At 46.5% G+C, this 18,930-nt stretch carries 17 protein-coding genes and 1 other annotated feature (1 of these 18 cut by a window edge); all 17 genes read right to left on the bottom strand.

What is annotated here, in order from left to right; genetic code table 11:
* Window positions 1–65: 65 nt before the first annotated feature.
* Window positions 66–1,733 carry an ABC transporter substrate-binding protein gene (locus ACTHPA_RS03735; RefSeq protein ID WP_440498776.1) on the bottom strand — a complete coding sequence of 556 codons (1,668 nt, stop codon included), beginning with the start codon at window positions 1,731–1,733 and terminating at the stop codon, window positions 66–68.
* 55 nt (window positions 1,734–1,788) lie between these two features.
* The gene (locus ACTHPA_RS03730) at window positions 1,789–2,775 is read right to left on the bottom strand and encodes an ABC transporter ATP-binding protein (RefSeq protein WP_440499204.1); all 987 of its coding nucleotides are present in this window, start codon (window positions 2,773–2,775) and stop codon (window positions 1,789–1,791) included.
* A 110-nt stretch (window positions 2,776–2,885) separates the two neighbouring features.
* Entirely contained in the window at window positions 2,886–3,824 is a 939-nt protein-coding gene (locus ACTHPA_RS03725; RefSeq protein ID WP_440499203.1) for an ABC transporter permease, read from the bottom strand.
* Window positions 3,824–4,759, bottom strand: coding sequence for an ABC transporter permease (locus ACTHPA_RS03720; RefSeq protein WP_440498775.1), 936 nt, complete (start codon window positions 4,757–4,759; stop codon window positions 3,824–3,826). The genes ACTHPA_RS03725 and ACTHPA_RS03720 overlap by 1 nt, the downstream gene beginning before the upstream one ends.
* A gap of 15 nt (window positions 4,760–4,774) precedes the next feature.
* Window positions 4,775–5,599: a M55 family metallopeptidase gene (locus ACTHPA_RS03715; RefSeq protein WP_440499202.1), complete on the bottom strand. Its 825-nt coding sequence runs from the start codon at window positions 5,597–5,599 to the stop codon at window positions 4,775–4,777.
* Window positions 5,600–5,825: 226 nt separating this feature from the next.
* Complete coding sequence (gene opp4A, locus ACTHPA_RS03710; protein ID WP_440498773.1) at window positions 5,826–7,661, bottom strand: oligopeptide ABC transporter substrate-binding protein; 1,836 nt, start codon at window positions 7,659–7,661, stop codon at window positions 5,826–5,828.
* 22 nt (window positions 7,662–7,683) lie between these two features.
* Window positions 7,684–8,595 carry an ABC transporter permease gene (locus tag ACTHPA_RS03705; protein ID WP_440498771.1) on the bottom strand — a complete coding sequence of 304 codons (912 nt, stop codon included), beginning with the start codon at window positions 8,593–8,595 and terminating at the stop codon, window positions 7,684–7,686.
* Between the two features lie 28 nt (window positions 8,596–8,623).
* Window positions 8,624–9,592, bottom strand: coding sequence for an oligopeptide ABC transporter permease (opp4B, locus tag ACTHPA_RS03700; RefSeq protein WP_440498770.1), 969 nt, complete (start codon window positions 9,590–9,592; stop codon window positions 8,624–8,626).
* A 14-nt stretch (window positions 9,593–9,606) separates the two neighbouring features.
* Window positions 9,607–10,533: an ABC transporter ATP-binding protein gene (locus ACTHPA_RS03695; protein WP_440498769.1), complete on the bottom strand. Its 927-nt coding sequence runs from the start codon at window positions 10,531–10,533 to the stop codon at window positions 9,607–9,609.
* Window positions 10,514–11,539, bottom strand: coding sequence for an ABC transporter ATP-binding protein (locus tag ACTHPA_RS03690; protein ID WP_440498768.1), 1,026 nt, complete (start codon window positions 11,537–11,539; stop codon window positions 10,514–10,516). The genes ACTHPA_RS03695 and ACTHPA_RS03690 overlap by 20 nt, the downstream gene beginning before the upstream one ends.
* A 318-nt stretch (window positions 11,540–11,857) precedes the next feature.
* Window positions 11,858–12,832 (bottom strand): DUF4003 family protein, encoded by a 975-nt coding sequence (locus tag ACTHPA_RS03685; protein WP_440498767.1) that lies wholly within the window; start codon window positions 12,830–12,832, stop codon window positions 11,858–11,860.
* A 48-nt stretch (window positions 12,833–12,880) separates the two neighbouring features.
* Complete coding sequence (gene trpA / locus ACTHPA_RS03680) at window positions 12,881–13,675, bottom strand: tryptophan synthase subunit alpha (RefSeq protein WP_440498765.1); 795 nt, start codon at window positions 13,673–13,675, stop codon at window positions 12,881–12,883.
* A complete protein-coding gene (trpB, locus tag ACTHPA_RS03675) occupies window positions 13,672–14,865 on the bottom strand; it encodes a tryptophan synthase subunit beta (protein ID WP_440498764.1) in 1,194 nt (397 codons plus the stop codon). The genes trpA and trpB overlap by 4 nt, the downstream gene beginning before the upstream one ends.
* Window position 14,866: 1 nt before the next feature.
* The gene (locus ACTHPA_RS03670; RefSeq protein WP_440498763.1) at window positions 14,867–15,478 is read right to left on the bottom strand and encodes a phosphoribosylanthranilate isomerase; all 612 of its coding nucleotides are present in this window, start codon (window positions 15,476–15,478) and stop codon (window positions 14,867–14,869) included.
* A complete protein-coding gene (gene trpC, locus ACTHPA_RS03665) occupies window positions 15,475–16,266 on the bottom strand; it encodes an indole-3-glycerol phosphate synthase TrpC (protein WP_440498762.1) in 792 nt (263 codons plus the stop codon). The genes ACTHPA_RS03670 and trpC overlap by 4 nt, the downstream gene beginning before the upstream one ends.
* The gene (trpD, locus tag ACTHPA_RS03660) at window positions 16,263–17,294 is read right to left on the bottom strand and encodes an anthranilate phosphoribosyltransferase (protein WP_440498761.1); all 1,032 of its coding nucleotides are present in this window, start codon (window positions 17,292–17,294) and stop codon (window positions 16,263–16,265) included. Before trpD ends, trpC begins: the two co-directional genes overlap by 4 nt.
* Before the next feature lie 30 nt (window positions 17,295–17,324).
* On the bottom strand, window positions 17,325–18,683 hold the full coding sequence (locus ACTHPA_RS03655) for an anthranilate synthase component I family protein (protein ID WP_440498760.1): 1,359 nt from the start codon (window positions 18,681–18,683) through the stop codon (window positions 17,325–17,327).
* 84 nt (window positions 18,684–18,767) lie between these two features.
* Window positions 18,768–18,930: a binding site (T-box leader), on the bottom strand; it runs 66 nt beyond the window's last position.

The raw sequence follows: 18,930 nt of genomic DNA, 5'->3' as shown, positions 1-18,930 counted from the left end.
TATCTTTATCCAAATACGCATAATTAGAAAATCGCGGCGCCATGAAGGACACCGCGACTTGTTCATTAGTTCTTATCCGCGTATTTCAAATCGACATAGCCGACAGGGTGACGCAGGATACCGGATACGCCCGGTTTTTCAAGTGATGTCTGGTTGTAGAAGTATAGTGGGAATACAGGCATTTCATCCATGAGAAGCGTGTCTGCCTGTTTCAGTAATTCCCAACGTTTATTTTCGTCAGTTTCATTTTTGATGTCCGCGATGAGCTTGTCATATTCCGCATTCGACCATGTTGTACGGTTCATCGAAGAGCCAGTAATGAAGCTTTCGAGCGCGTTCACAGGGTCAGCATAGTCATGCAAGAAAGAAGAACGGGACATTTGGTATTTGAACTCTTTTTGCTCTGAAAGGAATACTCCGCTTTCAACATTTTGAAGCTCTGCGTCAACTCCGAGCACTTCCTTAAACTTGGATTGAAGAGCAATCGCGATGTTCTGGTGTGATTCGCTCGTAGAATAAGAAATTGTCACTTTCGGAAGCTCTGAATAGCCTTCCTCTTTCATACCTTCTTCCAAAAGTTGTTTTGCTTTTTCCGGATCGAAGGAGACGAGGTCGCCTACGGAATCACGGAATTCTTGACCATCCGGTCCGATGAAGCCATATGTGACGAAGCCATGTGCTGGCTTCTCGCCATTTTTCGTTACAAAATTGACGATTTCTTCTTGATCAACCGCAAATGCAAATGCTTGGCGGATCTTTTTGTTCGTAAATGGTTCCATTGAAGTGTTAAAACGATAGAAATACAAGCCCGCTTGGTCATCGATGCGTAGCTCTTCACTATCCTTCAACTGATCAGCAATTTCAGATGGTACGCCTGTTACATCCAATTCATTAGCTTGATACATTTGATAAGCTGTCGTTGAGTCGTTCACCATTGCCCAGTGAACTTTATCCAACTTAACAGCCCCTGCATCCCAGTAATGTTCGTTCTTTTCAAATTCGAAGCTGACATCGTGGTCCCATGCAGTCAATTTGAACGGCCCATTCCCTACGAATGTTGCAGCTTCTGTATGCCAAGCTGGATCAGCAGACGCTACTTTTTCATTGATTGGGAAGAAGCTTGGATTTGTAATAATGTTCAAGAATGCTTCGTTTGGTGCAGTTAATTTGACGACGAACGTCTTGTCATCTTGAGCTTCGATAGCGATGTCATCAGCGGAGCCTTCTCCGTTATTGTATGCTTCCGCTCCTTCGATAAAGTAAGCTAGGAACGCTGCTGGAGACGCTGTTTCCGGATTCAACATGTGCTTCCATGCAAATACGAAGTCACCTGCTACAACCGGATCTCCGTTGGACCACTTCGCGCCATCGCGGATTGTGAATGTGTACGTTAATCCGTCTTCGGAAATGTCGATTTTTTCAGCTGTTGCCTCGACCGCTTTATGGTCTTCATCAAGGCGTGTCAAACCTTCCATGATATTATTGAGAGCGCTCCAAGACACTGCGTTGAATCCGATGGACGGATCGAACGATGTCGGCTCTTCCCCGTTGTTCATTAAGAGGATTTTCTCCCCGGAAGTTGCCTCTTCTGTCTTGCCTTCTTCTTTCCCATCATCCGTCGATGTAGTATCCGCCGGTTCTTCCGGTTCCTTGCCTGCGTCCTTGTTCGCGGTACATGCTGCAAGTACGAGTGCAAGCATTGCCACCATCAAGAATGTCAACCATTTCTTCATTTCAATAGCCCCCTTTGTTTATATATGACTTGCTAAGCACTTTCGTGCGGAAAACCTAGTTGAATGTAAAAACTTTCTTCGCCCGTTCGTCCTGCAGCCAGCAGTCGACGGCATGTGTATCGGACAAGCTGGTTGTTGTAGGGTATACGCGGTCGCACACTTCCATAGCGAATGGGCATCTTGCCGTAAACGGACATCCGATCGGCGGAGCGAATAAATCTGGCGGCGTCCCTTCAATCGGTTGAAGCTCCTCTTCCTTTAAGTCGAGTCGTGGGACGGAAGCGAGCAACCCTTTCGTATAGGGGTGCTGCGGTGTGTAGAACACTTCACGCTTCCCCCCGATTTCAATGACTTTTCCTGCATACATGACCGCAATTCGATCCGCTATTTTCGCTACAACCCCTAAATCGTGTGTAATGAGAATGATTGAAACGCCTGTCCGTTCCTGTATTTCTTCGAACAGCTCTAGAATCTGTGCCTGGATTGTAACGTCCAGTGCGGTTGTCGGCTCGTCGGCGATAAGCAGTTCTGGCTCACAGATTAGAGCAATTGCAATGACGATCCGTTGCCGCATCCCTCCGGAAAACTGATGAGGATATTGCTTCATCCTCTCCTCTGGATTCGGGATGCCGACCACTTCCAGAAGATTAATCGCCTTTTTCCGTGCTTCTTCTTTACTAACTTTTTGGTGGGTTCGCAAACCTTCCGTCAATTGCTCTCCGATTTTGAGTGTCGGATTCAAAGCGGTCATCGGGTCTTGGAAGATCATCGAAATATCGACCCCTTGCACCTTTCTCATTTCGGATTTATCGAGCTTCGTTAAATCTTTTCCTTTGAATATGACACTTCCATTTTTTATGCGGCCCGCAGGCTTAGGAATGAGTCCCATGATCGTATTCGCGGTGACACTTTTCCCACAGCCTGACTCTCCGACGATCGCAAGCGTCTCTCCTTTGTAAAGATCGAATGAAACGCCGCGAAGCGCTTGTACTTCCCCCCCAAATGTCTTAAACGATACGTGTAGGTCACGTACAGAAAGCATGACGTCTGTAAATATTTTATTGCGCTTGCGTAATTTTTTTGGTTCCTGCGCGACTGCTGTCCCGCCATGACTTTCATCCAACGGTGCATATTTTCTATTATCCAATCCAGTCACCCCCTCAGTTTCGGATCAAGTGCATCTTGCATACCGTCTCCGAGGACGTTAAATGCAAACATTGTCATTGAAATGAAGAATGCAGGGAAAAATAACCTCCACCAATGACCTGACAAGATAACCGGCAACGCATCATTCGCCATGACCCCCCAGCTCGCAACAGGGGCTTGAATTCCTAGCCCAATGAAGCTTAGGAAGGCTTCCGCAAAGATGGCACTCGGTACAGTCAATGTCATTTGAACGATGATCGGACCCATTGTATTCGGCAGCAAGTTTTTCCGTATGATCCTTGGTGTTTTGGCTCCAAATGATTTTGAGGCGGTTACAAATTCGTAGTTTTTAATTTGAAGCACTTGTCCCCTGACAATCCTGGCCATTCCGACCCATCCTGTAATTGTCAGCGCTACGATGATTGTCGTTAAGCTCGGTCCCATGATAACCATTAACAGAATGACGACGAGCAAGTGGGGAAGCCCGTACAAGATTTCAATGATACGCATCATCACTGTATCTGTCCTTCCACCTTTATAACCGCTTATCCCCCCATAGATAATTCCGATGAAAAAGTCGATCAATGCGGCAGCAACACCTACGAACAGCGATACGCGTGCACCGTGCCAAGTTCTCGTAAAGACATCCCATCCTTTGTCGTCCGTGCCGAACCAATGTGTCGAGGACGGCGGCAAGTTTTGGTTTGCATATTGCGTCGTTTCTATATTATGCGGTGACAGAATCGGAGCGAATATCGCGAAAAGCGTTAGGATAATTAAGAATACCAAGCCGCCCATCGCCATTTTATTCTTCCGTAATCTGCGCCAGGCGTCTTTCCAATAGGAGAGCGACGGACGTACGACCGATTCTGCTTTTTCCGTGTCCTTTCCTTTCGGTTGGAACCATTCATCCTGGACTTCTACGTTTTGCTGATGACTCACCATCACGCCTCACCTTCCTTTCGGTGAAGTTTAATGCGAGGATCAAGGAATCCGTAGACGATATCTACTAAAAACAACATGAATACGAGGAATGCGCTATAGAATACAGTCGAGCCCATAATGACCGGATAATCACGGTTATTGATGCTCTCGACAAAGTATTTCCCCATGCCCGGTATCGCAAAGATTTTTTCAATAACGAATGTCCCCGTCAAAATCCCTGCAAGCATCGTCCCCATAATTGTGACGACCGGCATGAGCGCATTGCGAAGTGCGTGCCGAAGCACTATCCGCATCGGTGATAGTCCTTTCGCTCTCGCCATTTTCATATAATCTTGGGTCAGCACTTCGAGCATGCTCGAACGTGTCAGACGTGCGATGATTGCGGTAGGACCAGTGGCAAGCGCCAATGTCGGCAAGATCATGTGAAGCGGACTGCTCCACGTCGCTGGCGGTAGGAGATTCCAGTTTACCGCCAATTGCTGGATCAGCACCGTCGCCAATACGAAGTTCGGAACGGATATCCCGACGACCGCGAAAGCCATCGCCGCATAATCGATAATGCCGTTATGTCGCAAGGCGGCAAATGTCCCTAATGTAATCCCCGATAGAACCGCAACGATGATCGTTACCATTCCTAGTTCGAGTGATATCGGAAAACCCCTCGCAAGTAATTTATTCACTGAGTCGTTCGGCTTTTTAATGGAAGGTCCAAAGTCAAATGTCGCAATCGATTTCAAATAATATAAGTATTGCACATGTGTCGGTTGGTCCAACTTATAGAATTTCTCCAAATTCGCCTGGATTGTCGGGTTCGATGTCCGTTCTTCATCAAACGGTGAACCCGGTATTGAATGCATCAAAAAAAATGTCAGTGTCGCGATGATGAGGATAGTCGCAATCATCATGAAGAATCTTTTAACTATGTAAATTGCCATGCGCCACTCCCCCCTTTAGCAGAACTTTGTTTGCATTGCCAATTCGACCATGACGAGCATTGCCCGATATGCTTCCAGAATGTCCTTCGCTTCAAATTTCACGATCGTCGTCCCCTGCTCAATTTCACATCCCGGCATGAGAGCAGCCCATTCGGCTTGACCGTAGTTTGTAAACTCAATACACAACACAGGATGTGCTGGCGGCACGAGCGGTTTGATCGTTGAACGCTTGGCAATCGCTTCTGCGACCTTTTCCTCGATCAATGCATGAGCCTTTGTCGGATGCAGCGTCTTTACCGCAGAACGGGAAATAGATTGCTTAACCGCTGCAGTCACAATGCCAGGAATCAAGTCTTCCGCTTCCTGACAAGCACGATCGTCCCCAGCGACCATAATGACAGGCACTCCATAATAGCCGGCTACATATGCATTTAAGCCAAGCTCACCAATCGCTACATCATTTATATGCATATTCCGTACGCCAAATGTCATCGAGTGACTCATGACGCCCGGCTGACCTGCTCTTGCATGGTAACCCGCGAAGATTACACCATCGAATGATTCATCGAGCGCCTGTACCATGGAAAACGCTTTCAAATCACCTGTTATTAAATCTGCATCCGGATGCAGCTCCTCAACTAGCAAATTGTTCATTTTGGAATGGCTGTCGTTCACGAGGACTTGTTCAGCCCCTTGTCCAATCGCTGCGCGTATGATAGCATTCGCTTCCTCGGTCATAATACGGCGCGCTCGTTCATAATTATGTCTGGCCGAGTCGACAAATGTGTAATCGGGCAGCCCTGTAATCCCTTCCATGTCAACGGATACGTAAATCTTCAACTTTGCTTCCCCCATTCCTTTACCTCTCTGAATTGCTAGTATAATCGATTAATTGGTAAGTTCAATCCTATCAAATTTTTAAGAATATTACAATATGGTTTCAAAAAATAGATTCATGCTATTGTTGAAAGTAAGTAGTAACGGGTTGCAGATTTCATCAAAAAACCGCCATCCAGTTGCCCGGATGGCGGTTTACAGATTACTGAGATTGCTCAATAATCAATTATTATTCACTTACACCCATTTGATACAAGAATAGGTCAGAATCTGGATCGATAGAGTAGTTAACAACACGTTTGTTAACGCCCATTAGGTAGTAACGGTATACAGTTGGTGCAACCGGAACTTCTTCAACCATCAACTGTTGCCATTGTTTGTAGATATCTTTACGGTAGTCTGAGTCAAATGCTTTTTCAGATGTACCAGCTGCAAGAAGCTCGTCGTTTTTCTCGCTTGTGTAACGAGTGTAGTTGAACGCAGCATCTCTTCCGTATAGGCCGGATGGATCTGGATCAGTACCAGTTCCCCATGCACCTTGGTAGATGTCAATTTTCGGATCATCAGCTTCTACCATGTCGTAGAAGGAGTTGAACTCGTGTAGACGTCCGTCTAGAAGTTGAACTTTAATACCTACGTCAGCCCAGTTTTGAATGTAGAACTGTGCGATTGGCTCAGCAGTTTCTCCGCCGGACATAGAAGCAAAGTTAAGAACGAATTCTTCACCTTTGTCGTTTTCACGGAAACCATCGCCGTTTGTATCTACGTATCCAGCTTCGTCAAGAAGTGCTTTCGCTTTTTCCGGATCGTAAGACGGTGTTTCAATGCTAGAATCATGGAAGCTAGCAAATACAGGAATGATCAAAGTAGTTGCTGGGAAACGAAGACCGTGATAAAGCTCTTTACCGATTGTTTCGTTATCCATTGCATACCACATAGCTTGACGAACAAGTTTGTTAGCCATTTTTGCGTTTGGATCAGTTACGTTTGTTTTATTTTCTGCATCCCATTTACCAAGTTTGAACCCGATATATGTGTAAGCAGTATCAACGTCAGCAAGAAGCTCGATGTTGTCGATTTCTTTAGCGTTTTGATATTGGTCTACAGGGATAGAAGCGATATCCACTTCACCTTTTTTAAGAACTTCAAGAATTGAAGCAGAGCTTACTGTTTTTTGAACCAATGATTTTAGAGCAGGTTTCCCTCTCCAATAGTCATCAAAGCGCTCATAAAGAACAGACTCGCCTGGTACGATTTTTGCAACTTTGTAAGGACCGAAACCGATTGGGTTTACACGGATTTTATCAGAAGAAACAAGCTCTTCCATTGTCACTTCACCAGTCATGATATCGCCGACATGGTGTCTAGGTGTAGCATGGCCCCAAATACCAGACATTAGCGATGGAGTCGCTTCTGTGTAAGTGATAGCAATTGTTTTGTCATCTTCAGAAACTGTGATACCAGAAATTTCTGTTGTTTCGCCGTTATGGTATGCAGGCATACCTTCAACGTTAGAGATCATGTACGTGTAGCGAGTTCCTGTGTAATCAGGGTGACCAAGAAGTTGGTAAGAGTAAAGAAGGTCACTAGCTTTTAAAGGCTCGCCATCATGCCATTTAACGCCGTCTTTAATTGTAATTGTGATTGTTTTATTATCTTCACTAATTTCCCAGTTAGCAGCACCGTCTTGAGTGATCAAGTAGTCGCCATCGTAAGCAAATACGCTTTCGTGGAACTTACTGATTACTTCCCAGTCATATGCGCCTGAATAGAATACAGGTGCAAGAGTTCCTTCAAACGGAGTGTCTGTAACCATTGCGATTGTCATTTCTCCGTCTTCGATTGGCTCAGCTTTGTTCGATACTTCGAACGGGAAGTCTAGGCCAGCGCTTGCATCTTCTTCAGCTGGATCTTCCTCTGTCGTTTCTTCTGTGTTCTCTTTGCCTGTTTCCTTAGCCGGTTCTTTTTCACCAGCATCCTCTTTGTCTTTACCTGTACATGCAGCTAAAAATACGCTGAGAACAAGCAAGAGACTTGCAAGTAGCATAAATTGCTTCTTTGCCAATTGTATTACCTCCCCTTATTTTTTAGGCTAATCTTTGCCTTGCGTCTGACGCGCGTTTGACCGCTTGCCCGACGTAATTTATACACAGCATCATTACTAGAATTAGTAATGCTGCAGGTAACCATGACCACCACTTATTCTTTACGATATCAGGGTTCCTTGCGAACGAAATCAGCGTTCCAAGAGATGGAGTTCCAGCGGGTAAACCGAATCCTAAGAAGGTCAGCCCTGTCTCCAACCCGATATTTCCTGCAAGCGTAAGTGTCATATTAACAATGACGAGGGAACTCAAGTTAGGGAACATTTCAAAGAACATGACCTTCCAACTTGGTGTTCCTAACGTCTTGGAAGCATTGATATAATCAAGCTCCCTTTCAGAAATAGCCCTTGACCGGATAAGTCTCGCCTTACCGAACCAGGCGAATAAACTTACGATCAGGATGAACGTAAATACATTATAGTTTGGTACGATTGTTACAAATACGATAATGAACATCAATGACGGCAATACCATGAGGAATTCAAGGATACGCATCATAACATTATCCACAGCGCCACCGAAATAACCCGATATTAGCCCATACGTTAAGCCGAACAACCCTGCAAGGACGGTAACCGCTACTCCGATTGTGAGTGAGTTTCTTGTCCCAATCATAAGTTGTCCGAACACGTCCCTACCTCCATCATCAGTACCAAGCCAGTTGGCAGCGGATGGTGGTTTCCAAACGTTCAGGAAGTTTACCCGCGTCAAAGAGGCCGGGTCAATCACTAATGGAGAGATATATGCCGCTAAAACGATGATTGTAAGCAAAATCAACGAGCCCAACGCCATTTTATCGTTTATTATTTCACGCCAAATCGTGCGCATAAGCGACGGATTATTTAACTTTTCTTGTGCAATAAGCTTTTTTTCATCTAGAACTGGATTAGTCATTCATTTCCCCTCCTCTTCTCTCTTTTCACTATTCAAGTCGAATACGTGGATCGACAATGCTCAGAATAATATCCGAAAGCAATGTTCCGATAATGACGGCAGCACCAGAAATCATTACGAGCGCCGTTACGACGGTAAAATCACGTAAGTTAATAGACTGAATGAAAAGGTATCCGAGGCCTGGATAACTGTAAATTGTTTCAATAAAAACCGAACCGCCGATAAGACCGGTAATTTCCATTCCAAGGAAAGCTGCAATTGGTAATAGCGAGTTACGCAAAATATGTCGCGTATATACTTTCCCTTCCGGCACACCTTTCGCGCGGGCCGTTTTTACGTAGTCTTTGATCTTCTGGTCGATAATGTCATTCCGTAAGTATTGGATAGTTCCGACAGTTCCGATTAGAGCACCAGACATGACTGGTAAGAATAAGTGCTTCGCCCTATTCACGAAATAGTCCCATGTCCCGACTTCAATTCGGATGTCAACACTGTTACCGGTCGGGAACCAGCCGAGTACGAAAGCGAATAAGAATAGCAATAATAAAGCAAATACGAATGTAGGTGTCGCGAAAGCGAAATAGTTATACGTGACAATCATTTTGTCCGCCCAAGTATCTGACCATCTTCCAGCAATAATGCCAAGCGGGATGGCGATCAAGTAAATGACAATCATTGTAAACAACGCTAAAAGTACGGTGTTTTCAACCCGCCCTGCCAATAAGTTCGTGACTGGTTGCTGATGCATATAGGACATACCGAAGTCGCCTTGCACTGCTTTTGAAATCCAACGACCATATTGCTGGTACCATGGATCATTCAATCCGTATTTTTCACGAATTTTCTCTATCTGTTCAGGTGTAGCGTCTGGATTCCCTTGAAACGCCCCCGTCACCGCATCACCCGGCATCGCTTTTGCAAGCATGAAGATGATAATGCTGAGAAGGATGAGCTGTGGAATCATGAGCAGTGTTCTTCGTAAAATGAATTTCAACATTTACATCATCCTCCTTATTGCATAGCGACGGAATGCGTATCCGAGATTTTCTTCAGATCGAACATCCGCCCATCTTTATCAAAGTAGTTGCTATATTCAGTTTGGTATTCCTGATTGATTGCCTGACGTAAATGCATCTTTTCGAAACGCTTCTCAGGATTCATTTCCGGAATTGCGGCAATCAACCGTTTTGTATAAACATGCTGTGGATTGTTGTAAATTTCGGAAGCAGTCCCTTCCTCTACGAAACGGCCTCTGTACATGATGCCGATTCGGTCGCACATATGCTGGATGATCCCTAAGTCATGCGAAATGAATAGATATGTCAGGTTGAATTCTTCTTGTATCTCCTGCATGAAGTTCAGCACTTGCGCCTGAACAGATACATCCAACGCGGATACCGGCTCATCCGCAATGATCAACTTTGGATTCAGAGCTAGCGCCCGTGCAATTCCGATACGTTGCCGCTGCCCACCAGAAAATTGGTGAGGATATTTATAAATAGACTCAGGGCTTAAGCCGACTCTTGCAACTAACTCTTGCACTCTAAGCAACTCTTCCTTCGGCGATAGCCTTTCAAAGTTTCGGAGGGGCTCAGCAATGATACTCAAGACGTTTTTCCTGCCATTCAATGAGGAATATGGATCTTGGAAAATCATTTGTATATCCTTTGTATAATTGCGTCTTTCGCTCTTGCCCATTTTAGCCAAGTCTTTTCCTTCGAACAGCATTTCTCCACTTGTCACTTTATTTAAGCCGATGAGCGCCCGGCCGGAAGTTGTCTTGCCGCATCCCGACTCTCCAACTAGTCCGTAAGTCTCGCCAGGCTCTAATTCAAAACTGATACCATCGACTGCTCTTACGTGATCTACTACTCTACGGAAAAAACCACCTCGGATCGGGTAGTGAACTTTTAAATCATTAACTGTTAGTAGCGACATATTCTTTCTCTCCTACTCTGTCCTCCGGAAAGTAGAACGTTTTATAGCATGAGCATCGGACAAAATGGTTTGGTGCAGCTTCATGCATTTCCGGCATCTCCTCATGATCCTCTTCAGGAATCCACTCAATCCGCGGTGCGAAACGGCATCCTTTGCGGTCGAGGTTCTGAATGGATGGAACGATTCCATCAATGACATGCAATTTTTCTTTTGAATCCATGTTAGAAGGGATTGAATTCAATAAAGAACGGGTATATGGATGCAAAGGGTTTTCAAACAAATCTTTTACTTCTGCTATTTCAACGACTTCACCTGCATACATGACGACTACACGGTCCGCCATTTCCGCGACGACCCCTAGGTCATGTGTGATCAGGATGATGCCTGTTTTCATCTGGTTTTGCAGTTCTTTCATCAAATCCATGATTTGCGCTTGGATCGTAACGTCCAAAGCTGTCGTAGGCTCATCCGCGAGCAATAGAACAGGGTCGCATGCTAGAGCGATTGCGATGACGACACGTTGTCTCATCCCACCTGATAATTCATGCGGATATTGCTCGTAGACGCGTTGTTCGTTTTTAATGCCTACTCGTCGAAGTAGTTCCAATGTCCTCTTTTTCTTCTCGCTTGCGGATAATTTCATATGATAATCCATCGGCTCTTCAATTTGCCGTCCGATTGTCGCTAGCGGATTCAAAGCGGTCATTGGGTCTTGGAAAATCATCCCGATGTCTTTCCCTCTCACTTTATCCAATCGCGAACGTGATAGCGTCAGTAAATTTTGTCCACCAAAATTTACTTGGCCTTCAAGCTTCGTGGATTTCAGGTTATGCAAGCCCATTACAGAAAGGGCTAATGCACTTTTACCGCAACCCGATTCACCGACGATTGCAACGACTTCATTTTCGTGGACTGTAATGGAAACTCCATCTACCGCAGCATAATAGTCGCCCTTAATATTGAATGACGTACGAAGATCCTTTATTTCCAAGACTGGGTTTTTCAATAGAATTTCCTCCTTACTCACTACTAACTGACACTTTCTCAAATAACTAATTTTCAGATTTCGTTTAAAGTTATTGAACTCAATATACTACACAACATAAGTCCTGACAATACTGTTTTTTTAGAATATCAAAATCTTATATTATTTCTAATATGACAAACATGTTACAATCATTGCTATGTAAGCGTTTTCTCGTAATGGTTCAGCGTAAACTTTTTTTTCGATCTTCTATCGTTGTCCATAAAAAAACAGGTGAAAAAAGCTGTTGCTGTTCTACAACGGCTTTTTTCACCTGACTATTTTGCTATTCACTTGCAATTATCCATTCGAGGAACTTGCAGCCGATGACGCGGCAACTGCCGCCACCGTAGCGGCCATCACCGCCTGCTGTGCCTGCAGAATCATCTCTACGGATGCGGCAAGACTGACATTTACTTGCTCAGCATTTTCCGTCAAGCGATGCATCACATGACCGATGGCAATCGAAAGTGCCATTTCTTTGTTCCATCTGAATAACTTCGATTGTCCCAATTGTTCTGCCAGCTGGATGATTTCCCTAATCTTTTCATCTCCTACCTCGAACACAGTCAGAAATCCGACCATCGGATAATGGACAGGCTTCGCTTTTGTGTTGTCCCGAAGCATACCGTAAATTTCCCATGCCCTTTTGACAAGCTGCGGCTGGAATGCGATATCCATGTACGTCATGACTTGCGAAAGCCACTGAAGTTCATTGCCTGTTCGAAATCCCTCTTCCCGTAATGCATCGTAGTAAGTCCGCATCGACTTGGCGTGGGCCTCCGGGTCCTCCCCTTTTTTACCGAGCAGCATGGCGTATGCATAATCATCATCCGATGTAAGGAAATAATGCTGTTTTTTCATCGCGTCATATAGTTTTTTCGCACGGTCAGCCTCTTCTTGAAATCGGCTGGCATCATCAGCCATGAGCAGCGCGGCGAGATAAGAATGGATTGTATTCCGAAAACCAGTCTGCTTTAACGCCCGTTGCTTATCAATGAGCCGATCCGCGCCTTCATCCACTGAGTCTTCAGAATGTGTAAGAAATGCTGCCATCATCGGCAACAGATTCCCGCGTAAGGGCGAAAACCAGCCTGCCCGCTCTTTCAAGGCGGCCATGGCACGACTGAAGTCAACAGCATCGAATTCTTTCGCTGCCGTCACGTAATACGAAGTGATCGTCAACACAACGTTTTTATCGACACTCCAGCCTGCCAATGATTTCACTTTGTCATATGTCATCTCTACTTCTTGCCTGATCATATCCAAATGCATCCCGTACAACTCCTTTGCTATATGTACGTTATGACAGCATGAAAAGTTTCAACGTTGATCGACAATTTCAAATTTCTCTACACCAGACTGTATTAAATCACGGATACTTTCCAGCTCCCCCCGATGAAAGGCTTCGACAATCGCGCTTCCGACAACGACTCCGTCCGTATAATTGCCCATCTCTTTCACTTGTGTTTGCGTTGAAATACCAAACCCCGCCAATACAGGTACAGGACTGAATCGCTTAACACGTTCTAGGTGGGAATAAATAGCCGTACCGAATTCATTCCGTTTTCCGGTAATTCCATTGACGGTAACAGCATATAAGAAACCTTCAGCGCCCTCTGCTATCATTGCAATCCTTTCATCCGGGCTTGTCAACGACACGAGAGGGATCCATGCAATATCAGTCCCTTTCAACATTCCACGAAGTGATCCACTTTCCTCATGCGGCAAATCCGGGATAATTAATCCACTGATCCCTGCTTTTCCGCACGCTTCGACAAATTGATGCACACCAATTGCCAAAATCGGATTAAAATACGTCATAACAACCAAAGGAACCGCCAATTCCCCTTTACAATTCATAAGCTCCTCCAAAACATTCCGAAGCGTCACGCCTTCGGAAAGCGCTCTTGCTCCTGCATGTTGGATAGCTTCCCCATCCGCTACCGGATCCGAAAAAGGAATGCCGACTTCAATCGCTGTCACGCCTGCTTCCTGCAAAAAGAGCAGTTTCTCTTTCAGCGTCACTAAACCTCCGTCGCCCGCCATTATATACGGTACGAACGCCTTTCCGCCTTCCTCGATACATGTACGAATTCTCTTCTCCAATGTCTTCATTCCGCTCCACCTCCAAGCACATCACGAACTGTCTGCATATCTTTATCACCGCGGCCTGATAAACAGATGACGACAATTTGGTCCTTCTCCATGCTTTTTGCCAGCTCTGTCGCAAACTGGATCGCATGCGCACTTTCTAACGCCGGGATGATGCCTTCCGTCCTTGATAGAAGCTGAAGTCCTTCCAACGCTCCCGCATCCGTGATCGCCGTATACTTCACTCTTCCGATGTCATGCAAATGGCAATGCTCCGGTCCGACAGCCGGGTAATCAAGACCTGCAGAAATCGAGTGCGCCTCCTGGATGAAGCCGTTCTCGTCTTGAAGCACATACATATACGCCCCATGCAGAACACCTTCCTTCTCATCCGCAATCGCTGCCGCATGAAGTCCTGTCGCAACTCCGCTACCCGCCGCTTCAACACCGTACAATGCAACTTTTTCATCTTCGACGAACGGGTGGAACATACCGATTGCATTGCTGCCGCCTCCGATACACGCAACGACCGCGTCAGGCAAACGACCTTCCTTCTCGATAATCTGCCTCCTCGTCTCTACACCGATCACCCGTTGAAAATCACGCACGATTTCCGGGAACGGATGCGGACCGAGCGCTGAGCCTAAAATATAATGCGTATCGTCCACATTCGCGACCCAATAACGAAGCGCTTCATTGACAGCATCCTTCAACGTGCCAGATCCCTTATCGACCGATACTACTTTCGCGCCAAGCAGCTCCATCCGGAACACATTCAGCTCCTGTCGGCGGATATCCTCCTTGCCCATGAAGACAATGCACTCCAAACCGAACAATGCGCAAGCCGTAGCGGTTGCCACACCATGCTGCCCAGCACCTGTTTCCGCAACAATTTTTCGTTTGCCCATCCGCATCGCAAGTAACGCCTGCCCGAGCGAATTATTGATCTTATGGGCGCCCGTATGGTTCAAATCCTCACGCTTCAAGAAAATTTTTGCGCCCCCGACCTTCTCCGTCAAACGCCCCGCAAAATATAATGGATTTTCCCTACCGACGAAATCACGCAAATAATAATCCAACTCATCCGCAAACGTCGGATCGGCCTTTGCCTCTTCATAGGCTTTCTCCAATTCGATCAGCGCAGACATCAACGTTTCTGGCACATATTGTCCACCAAACTTTCCATACCTTCCTTTTCTCATCTCTACTGCCATCTCAGCTCTCCTCCTCTTTCACTGCTTGAACAAACTCACGGATCAGTGTCGCGTCTTTCCTACGATCTATCTCCACTCCACTTGACACATCTACCATATACGGACGAACTTGCCGGATTGCCTCTCTGACATTTTGCGCATGCAATCCGCCCGCCAAAATAAGACGATCTCTCGGAACATCCTTCTCCACCAAACTCCAGTCAAACACCTTCCCGCTTCCGCCGCTGAATTCAACGCCTGGCGTATCGAACAAGACATACTCCGTATCATAGCCATGCACCTTTTCCACATCTTCACTGCCATGCACTGATAATACTTTAATAGAAGGAAGTCCTGCTTTTTTGATAGTTCCCATTGACTCCCCGCCATGATATTGAATGAAATCGAGCGGCACCTCCCGAAATGCCCGCACCAGTTCTTCTTGCTCCGCATTAACGAAGACACCAATTTTTATAACATGATCCGGAACGAGTCGTGCCAGTTCTTTTGCTTGCGCAATCGCGACACGGCGTCTGCTCGGTGCAAATACAAATCCGACCGCATCCGCCCCCGCATCCACCGCAGCTCTAACATGCTCAGGCTCCATCAACCCACAAATCTTCACTTTCGTCATAGCGGAACACCTGCCTTTGGAACTTGCAACGAACGGAGCGAGTCTTCAACGGAAGCACTCCGCATGAGCGACTCACCGACAAGAACAGCGCTTGCTCCGGCCATAGCCGCTCTACTCGCATCCTCCGCGTCCTTAATTCCGCTTTCACTGATGAATACGCGATTTTCATTGAATGGAAAATGCTTTGCAACTTCTTCCGTCCTTGCCATATCAACATCGAACGTTTTCAAATCCCTGTTATTGACGCCAATCAGTTTTGCATTTATTGCAAGAGCACGGTCCAATTCCTTTGCATCATGCACTTCCACAAGCACTTCGAGTCCACGCGCAGTCGCATAGCTGTATAGCCTTTGCAATGTCACATCGTCAAGCGCAGCTACGATAAGTAAAATGACAGATGCCCCTGCTTGCTTCGCTCGGTCGATCTGCAATTCATGGATGATGAAATCCTTGCAGAGCAGCGGGATTTTGACTGCTTCAGCTACCGCCGCCAAATCGTCCAAGGAGCCTTTGAAAAAAGTTGAATCCGTCAATACCGAGATGCATGCCGCTCCAGCTTGCTCGTACGCCTTCGCTTGCGCGACCGAATCCGTATTCCCGGCGATCATCCCCTTTGAAGGCGAAGCGCGTTTCATCTCCGAAATGACTTCCAAGCGATCTGATTCTCTTAACGTTTCAAAAAGGGAAGGACGTTTGGGCAATGTTTCACATGAAACGACAAGTTCCTCCATTAAAAGCTGCTTCACTTCAAGCCGTTTTGTCTGCAAAATCGTTTCTAATATCGTCATTTCACCATCGCCTCCTGCCCGATCTGTTCACTGAATGCTACAACTGCCTTCAATTTCCGAAGTGCATTACCCGACAGAATGCTGTCGGTCGCCAGTTCAATCCCTTCCTGTATCGAATCTGCCATGCCGTTCGTGAACAACCCTAAACCAGCATTGAATACGACCGTGTCAAAACGCGGGCCCCGTTCGCCTTGTAACACGGAGCGGATCATCGCAGCATTTTCCTCCGGTGAACCACCGCGAATCGCAGATAAAGGAGCATAGGATAGCCCAACATCTTCGGCAGTTAATGAAAACGGGATCAAGTCTCCCTTATCCATAAGGACAAACGAGTTCTGTCCGGCAAGTGACGCCTCATCCAGGCCTCCCGCCCCTGATACGACAAGTGCCCTTTCCCTTCCAATCATTCGCATAACGGACGCGTATTCCATAATAAAATCGGGACGGTTAATGCCCGTGAATTGGGTTTCGAGGGGAATAGGATTCGTCAGCGGTCCGACGAGGTTGAAGATTGTCGGCTTACCGATCATTGCTCGCACTTCGCCAATCCGCTTCATTTTCGGATGGACGATCGGTGCGAACAAAAAGGCTAACCCTTCCTCACGAAGCATCCTTCCCATATCGTCAGTTGTAAAACGTGAATGGATGCCGAGCACATCGAGCACATCTTGGCTGCCCGCTGCACTTGTGACTTTCCGGTTGCCGTGCTTGGCTACATGTACACCAGCACCCGCTAAAACAAAAGCCGACGTCGTGCTAATATTGAACGAGTTCGAACCATCCCCGCCTGTTCCGCAATTGTCCAAATAACGGGCAGACGGGACGTCCATTTCTATTGCATGTGACGTCATGACCGAAGCTAACGCCGCCACTTCAGTCGCTGTTTCTCCTTTCTTGGACAAAGCGACGAGAAACGCGGCCATTTCCTCGACATTCGCTTCTTCCGAAAACAACCGTTTTGCCGCATGCTCCATCTCTTCATACTGTAAGTTCCGGCCTTCCTCTACTATTCTCGTATAGTTTTTCACCGCTCATCTCTCCTCTTCTTATCAAGTCCTTTATTTCAAAGCGTCCAATAAAGAACGTGCTTTGTTTACTGTCTCCTTATATTCCAACGCTGGCACTGAATTCTTCACAATCCCTGCGCCCGCTTGCACGGTCGCTATTCCTTCCTGCACCGTCATCGTCCGGATGGTCAATGCAAAATCGATATTCCCATTTAGCCCGATATAGCCTATTGCACCGCCATACAACCCTCGCGGCTCATCCTCAAGCTGTGTAATGATATCCATCGCAACCTTTTTCGGCGAACCGGTAACCGTCCCCGCCGGCATAGTCGCTTTTAGTGCATCGAGTGCATGCAAACCCGGGGCTATTTTGCCTTCCACTTCCGAAACTAGGTGCATGACATGCTCATATCTTACGGTTTCCATGTATGTCGAAACGAGGATGGACGATGGCTCACAGACCATTTCCATCTCTTTCTTGCTTACTTCGACTAACATGTCGTGCTCCGAAAGCTCTTTCGGATCACTTCGCAGCTCTTCTTCCAATGCTCGATCTTCTTCGGCGGTGTACCCCCGTCTCCGCGTCCCTGCAATCGGATTCGTTATGACCGTTCCGTCCGTCACCTTGACGAGACTTTCTGGAGAAGCACCGATGACGGTATGATCACCGAACTCCATATAGTACATATAAGGCGAAGGATTCTTTTTACGCAGTTTTCGATACAGCGCAAACGGGTCGCCATCGATTTCTGCCACAAGCTTCCGGGAGAGGACAACCTGCTCAGCCTCGCCTTTTTCAATGAACTGCAGCACCTGCCGGACACGGTCCTCAAATTCTTGTTGCGAGATTGCACATCGATAATCAGAAACGGATACGCCCTTCTCTTCTTCTACCGGCCCTGATGTAATCGTCTCCGCCATAGCATTTAAGTCTGGCTTCGCGTATTCCGGATGGATTTCCGTATGCAGCAACGTCACTTCATTCAGAAGGTGATCGAAGATGATGACCGTATCGTAAATATTGAAATACACATCAGGCTTTTCATTGGAATGAACTACTGCTTCCTCCGCCGCCCCATAGCCGACATATCCGACTGCGCCTCCCATGAATGGATATTTTCCATGCTCCGCAATACGTGGCATCAATCTCTTCAGAAGTGTATACAAATCCCCTTCATGCACATATGTCTTTTCCGTCGCATACACGAACTCTTCCAACCGGCCATTCCTTCCGCGATATGCCTTCACCGGATCCACCCCGATGAACGAATACCGCCCCGACCGATCATGCTGCGACGAGCTTTCCAACAAAAATCGATGGCGCCCTTGCAACCGCCTGAAAATAAGGATCGGCGTCAGTGAATCTCCTTCAATCTTCTTCTCTGTAATACGTAAACTCGTCTTTTCCATCTCAGCTCTCCTCTTCTAATTTGTTTGTGGCAGGCTAGATTAAAAACAAAAAAGCCCTCTGCAAAAGGACAGAAAAGTCCAATTGCAGAGGACGGGTTACCCGCGTTGCCACCTCTATTTGAAGCCATCTTAAAATAGCTTCCACTCGGCGCGCCTAAAAAAGGCACTTCCCGTAACGTGGGAAAGGCGTCCGCCTGAAAAACTCCAGACAGCTCTCATAAGTCCATTCACAACGGCCGCGAATCAG

The organism is Sporosarcina sp. SAFN-015, from assembly GCF_051966875.1.
Taxonomy (GTDB): Bacteria; Bacillota; Bacilli; order Bacillales_A; family Planococcaceae; genus Sporosarcina.
Note: the sequence above shows the minus strand (reverse complement) of the source record. Positions and strands in the feature narration are given on the sequence as shown.

Coding starts and splice junctions, on each gene's coding strand:
- ACTHPA_RS03735 (WP_440498776.1), bottom strand. CDS start 1,733: ATGAAGAAATGGTTGACATTCTTGATGGTGGCAATGCTTGCACTCGTA.
- ACTHPA_RS03730 (WP_440499204.1), bottom strand. CDS start 2,775: ATGCTTTCTGTACGTGACCTACACGTATCGTTTAAGACATTTGGGGGG.
- ACTHPA_RS03725 (WP_440499203.1), bottom strand. CDS start 3,824: ATGGTGAGTCATCAGCAAAACGTAGAAGTCCAGGATGAATGGTTCCAA.
- ACTHPA_RS03720 (WP_440498775.1), bottom strand. CDS start 4,759: ATGGCAATTTACATAGTTAAAAGATTCTTCATGATGATTGCGACTATC.
- ACTHPA_RS03705 (WP_440498771.1), bottom strand. CDS start 8,595: ATGACTAATCCAGTTCTAGATGAAAAAAAGCTTATTGCACAAGAAAAG.
- opp4B (WP_440498770.1), bottom strand. CDS start 9,592: ATGTTGAAATTCATTTTACGAAGAACACTGCTCATGATTCCACAGCTC.
- ACTHPA_RS03695 (WP_440498769.1), bottom strand. CDS start 10,533: ATGTCGCTACTAACAGTTAATGATTTAAAAGTTCACTACCCGATCCGA.
- ACTHPA_RS03685 (WP_440498767.1), bottom strand. CDS start 12,832: ATGCATTTGGATATGATCAGGCAAGAAGTAGAGATGACATATGACAAA.
- trpA (WP_440498765.1), bottom strand. CDS start 13,675: ATGAAGACATTGGAGAAGAGAATTCGTACATGTATCGAGGAAGGCGGA.
- trpB (WP_440498764.1), bottom strand. CDS start 14,865: ATGGCAGTAGAGATGAGAAAAGGAAGGTATGGAAAGTTTGGTGGACAA.
- ACTHPA_RS03670 (WP_440498763.1), bottom strand. CDS start 15,478: ATGACGAAAGTGAAGATTTGTGGGTTGATGGAGCCTGAGCATGTTAGA.
- trpC (WP_440498762.1), bottom strand. CDS start 16,266: ATGACGATATTAGAAACGATTTTGCAGACAAAACGGCTTGAAGTGAAG.
- ACTHPA_RS03655 (WP_440498760.1), bottom strand. CDS start 18,683: ATGGAAAAGACGAGTTTACGTATTACAGAGAAGAAGATTGAAGGAGAT.